This is a genomic window from Hydrocoleum sp. CS-953, from assembly GCF_002260545.1.
Lineage (GTDB): Bacteria > Cyanobacteriota > Cyanobacteriia > Cyanobacteriales > Microcoleaceae > Trichodesmium.
The window spans coordinates 1-4,534 of the sequence record NZ_LGSU01000757.1 but is presented as its reverse complement, the minus strand read 5'-3'; the positions used below and the strand labels follow the sequence as shown (position 1 = coordinate 4,534).

At 35.1% G+C, this 4,534-nt stretch carries 2 protein-coding genes and 1 pseudogene; 1 reads left to right on the top strand and 2 read right to left on the bottom strand.

Annotated elements, in window-relative coordinates:
- Window positions 1-644 precede the first annotated feature (644 nt).
- Together AFK68_RS09180 and AFK68_RS09175 are read right to left on the bottom strand one after the other, a co-directional pair.
- Window positions 645-857, bottom strand: coding sequence for a hypothetical protein (locus AFK68_RS09180; protein ID WP_094672458.1), 213 nt, complete (start codon window positions 855-857; stop codon window positions 645-647).
- A gap of 295 nt (window positions 858-1,152) precedes the next feature.
- Complete coding sequence (locus tag AFK68_RS09175; RefSeq protein WP_094672457.1) at window positions 1,153-2,334, bottom strand: tetratricopeptide repeat protein; 1,182 nt, start codon at window positions 2,332-2,334, stop codon at window positions 1,153-1,155.
- Between the two features lie 938 nt (window positions 2,335-3,272).
- On the opposite strand from AFK68_RS09175, the pseudogene AFK68_RS09170 reads away from it, so the two are divergent.
- A pseudogene (locus tag AFK68_RS09170) lies at window positions 3,273-4,199 on the top strand (glycosyltransferase family 2 protein).
- Window positions 4,200-4,534 lie beyond the last annotated feature (335 nt).

Sequence of the window (4,534 nt, the reverse complement as noted above, 5' to 3'; positions counted from 1 at the left end):
TCAGGAGATTAAGAAATACTCAGAGGGGAAAAAGGTAGAATAAGCGGCTCCCATCTCCCCACCCTCCGCACACTTCCCACACTCCCCACCCCCATCATGTATAAAAAAATAAATACCTTCAGGGGTTCTATACTCCGTAGTAGGAAATTTTAATGATGCGTTCATCAACCCAAAATTTACCTGGTTTTGTAGTTTCTACTTCAGCGGAAACCGATAAAGGAGTTGGTAGTGGTGCATAGTAATGGTAGAGGAAGTGTGAGGAGTGTGGGGAGTGTGAGAGGTGTAAGAGCGTGAGAAGAAATTAAAAAATATATATCTTCACCATTACAATGCAGGACTACCAAAAAACGTTCTCCTTTTTATACTTTCTTTCTCCCCCTCTTCTCTCCTGAGTCAGGAGTCAGGANTAAAAAATATATATCTTCACCATTACAATGCAGGACTACCAAAAAACGTTCTCCTTTTTATACTTTCTTTCTCCCCCTCTTCTCTCCTGAGTCAGGAGTCAGGAGTCAGTAGAATATATAGAGGAAAAAGGTAAAATCTAGGACTCCTAACTTCATCATCTCCCCTACTCCCCTACTCTCCATCTATAATTCGCGCATAGATCCCAAATGGGTTCTATACCTAGTAGACTGACACAGCTAAAACTGTGCAATAGATTTTTTGTTTCTAGGTGTCTTTTTCTCCCCACCCGGACCACACTTCCCACCCGGACCACACCTCACATCTAACGCACCATTTAAGGTGTGTCGGTCCACTAGGGCTTGCTGATTAAATATTAAAGCATTTACAGATAAAGGTTTTAGCATTTTTAGTCTAGAAAAAGTACCAGCTTTTTGGTTGATAAAGCTCAAAAAGTGAGCATTTTGGATAGATTATGGCAGAAAAATCACTCTTACTATTCTTCCTCCTGCCTCCTCTATAATTCCCACTTATCCTGTACGGGCGATTTCCGTGCCGGAATACTCCGCAAACGCGAATCGCCCCTACTACTCCTGACTCCTACCCTGACCCATAAGACTTTTTCAGCAAACCCTACCTAATCATCCGGACTTGATATAACTATTCATTAGAAAAGTAGGGACGTTGCGTAGAACATCCCTACAGCAAAGCAAAAAGCAAAATAACGACTAAATTAATAGCAAACGTTCAACTTACCTTTCTTAACCTTTGTTCGTCGTAGACAATACCCAAATTATGAGAAATTATTTCCCAATAAACAGGATAACTTTCCTGAGTATAAACCTCTTGCGCTCTGACAAAACAAGCGATCGCCTCTTCCAGATTATCTTTTCTATTTCCCACCATCCGATCTAGGTAAACATTTCCCAGATTATTTTGAGTAGTTGCCCAGTCTAAGGGAAATTTTTCCTGAGTTCGTACTTTGAGAGCCAAATTATAACAAGCGATCGCCTCTTCAATATTTTCCTTTTTTTCTCCAGCAATACGTTCATGGTAAGCACTACCCAGATTATTTTGGGTACTCGCCCACTCTTGAGGCAACTTTTCTAAACTTCTTACAGTTAAAGCTTTCTGGTAACAACTAATAGCATTCTCCAAATTTTCTTTTCTTTTTCCCACGATACGTTGTTGATAAGCATTACCCAAATTATTTTGAGTAGTTGCCCATGCTTCAGGTAATGCAGAATTAGTCCTAACTTCAAGAGCTGCATAATAACAAGCGATCGCCACTTCTATATTTTCTTCCAAGTTTCCAATAGTACGTTTTTGGTAGCTACTGCCCAAATTATTTTGAATAGTTGCCCAAACTTGGGGAAATTCTTGACAGGATAAAACTTTTAAAGCAATTTCATAACCTACTATTGCTATTTCTACATTATTACTTTGATTACCCAAAGGAAATTGTAGAATTAGGTTACTGAAATTCACAATATCTAGAGCAATATTTTCTGCTAATTTTGGTTCCATTTTTGGCAGATTTTTTCCTGCCCAAATTTTGAGAACTCTTAATAAATTTTCATTGAGTATATCCTGATTATATTTTAACAATGAATAAGCAGCTTCAAGTTTTCCGTCATTATCTGAGATTACTTGCAATATTTGCATCAGGAAAATTAGAGATTTTTCCTCATCCACAGACAGGGAAGTATCTTCTAAATTTGTCTCTAACATTGTTGCCAAATTTTCCAACCATTGGGCATTCAAATCACCTATTTTTCTCTTAACTTTGGCTGTTTTTCTCATTACTTGAACTAATCCCCGGTCTAGCAAATTTTGATTAGCTTGTAAAATTTTCTTTTCATTACCCGCAGGGGAAACTAATAAGGATTGAATTAAACCGATATAACTGGGAATTTGTTGTTGATTCATGTTTTTTTTTCTCAGAGTTTTTTATCTTAGACACAGTTAATGGAGTCTAAGATAGATATTTTTTTTATCTGTTTGAAACTGATGCTTACCCTGATAAAAAACTTTTCAAGAAAAATTCGTAGTTAGTAGAAATATTAGATGGGAAGTTGGTAGAATTTCAGAGCTAATTAATAAAGTAAATCAATGAGCTTGTTTACCTGTTATTTGCATTACGAGGCAGTCAAAGAAAGCAATTATATTTATCAAGCAAACTTTAGACCTCCGATGGTAATCTCTAGTTCAGGAATCTTGCCTTAGCTAAGTTAATGCTAACTCTTGGAGACTAACTTATTTGATTGCTACCTCCCTTCAAACAAAATCAGGCTTTTTTTGATCGTCTTTATAGATTAACTCTCAAAGATGTTCAGTATATGTTAACTGTATCCCAAATTTATTATAACTAATTAAGTATTGTATATGCTCAGAATTAATCTTTATTATATATCCTTCATCCAGTATCAGTATATTTCCGTAAAGGTTTTGTATTGAATTGTAAAATTTCAAAAAATTTATTGGAGTAGGAAGTAGAGGCAGCAAAAGCAGCAGGTAAAACCAAAAAATGAGATAATTTATTTTTTGCGATTCCCTTAGTTTTTAGGTGGTTGTGAATTGTCATGTCGTGGATTGTAATTATTGTTGTTGCGAGGCACGACAGTGAGAGGATCTTGCTCCTGTGCGAGGTATTGCTTCTTCTTATCTACCATTACGCGAGAAGGACTACAGTTTTTAATTTCCAACAAGGCCAAATACAGAAAATATAGCTCAAGTCAAAAGTCAAAATTTAAAAGCCAAAGCAAATTTTGGTTTTTAAATTCAAAATAATGATACTCTATTTCCAAATTATTATGCTTAAATAGCTAGTTTATATTAAGATTCGTTGAGAGCTAAATATATATCTAATGACAAAATTAATTATTCAAATACCTTGCTACAACAAAGAAGAATCTTTAAGAATAACTCTAACTGCTTTGCCTCGACAACTGCCAGGAGTAGACATTATTGAATGGCTAATAATTAATGATGGTAGTCAAGATCGAACAGTTGAAGTTGCTAAAGAATATGGAGTAGATCATATTGTTAGTTTAGCCAAAGAATTTATGGCAGGTTTAGAAGCTAGTTTAAAAGCAGGAGCAGATATTATTGTTAATACTGATGCAGATAATCAATATTGTGCCGATGATATTCCTTATTTAATTCAACCTATTATTTTGCACCAACCAGAAATTGTAGTTGAGGAACGACCAATTTGGAAAACTAAGCACTTTTCTTATAGTAAAAAATTACTGCAAAAATTAGGGAGTTGGGCAGTAAGAATAGCTAGTAATACAAATGTTCCAGATGCACCTAGTGGGTTTCGCGCTTTTAGTCTAGAAGCTGCCATACAACTTAATGTATTTAACGCCTATACTTATACCCTAGAAACTATTATTCAAGGAGGGCAAAAAGGCATAACAATAACATCAATTCCTATTAGAACTAATAGTGTATTAAGACCTTCCCGACTGGTTAGAAGTACCCCTTCTTATGTATTGCGTTCTCTATTTACTATCCTCAGAATTTTTTTACTTTACAAACCCCTACGTTTTTTCCTAATGTTAGGAAGTGTGCCTTTTAGTTTTGGATTAATTTCTGGTATCCGTTGGTTATTTTTCTTTTTTAGTGGATATGAAAAAACTATGGTACCGACTTTGATTTGAGCAACAATCTTAGTCTTAGTTGGATTTCAGTTATGGATATTAGGTTTAATAGCAGATTTAATGGCAGCAAATCGGAGAATTATGGACGAAATTCAAGTTCGAATGCGCAGACAAGATTGTAAGAATTGAGAATTAAGAATTGAGAATTAAGAATTGAGAGTAAGCATTCAGCTGTCAGCTATTAACTTATTCTTTTTGAAGATTGAGCAAAAATTAAAAGTTACTCTAAAAGTATTTGAGCTAATCTTTCTTAATTAATTAATTACTTAGTGCAGAATTATTACCACGGAAAAACTGAAAGCTGAATGCTGAATGCTAATACCTGAATGCTTAAAATTCAGAATTAATTCTTCTATCATTTTTCGGCTAAGTTTTATGAGCTGCTTTAGAGCGATCGCCCACCTTAGCTTTTTTCAATTCGACAAAATTACCAATTCGACAGTGAGAACCCACTTGAGAATCAC

Bases quoted from the DNA above. Each gene is read 5' to 3' on its own strand.
- AFK68_RS09175 (WP_094672457.1), bottom strand. From the start codon at position 2,334: ATGAATCAACAACAAATTCCCAGTTATATCGGTTTAATTCAATCCTTA.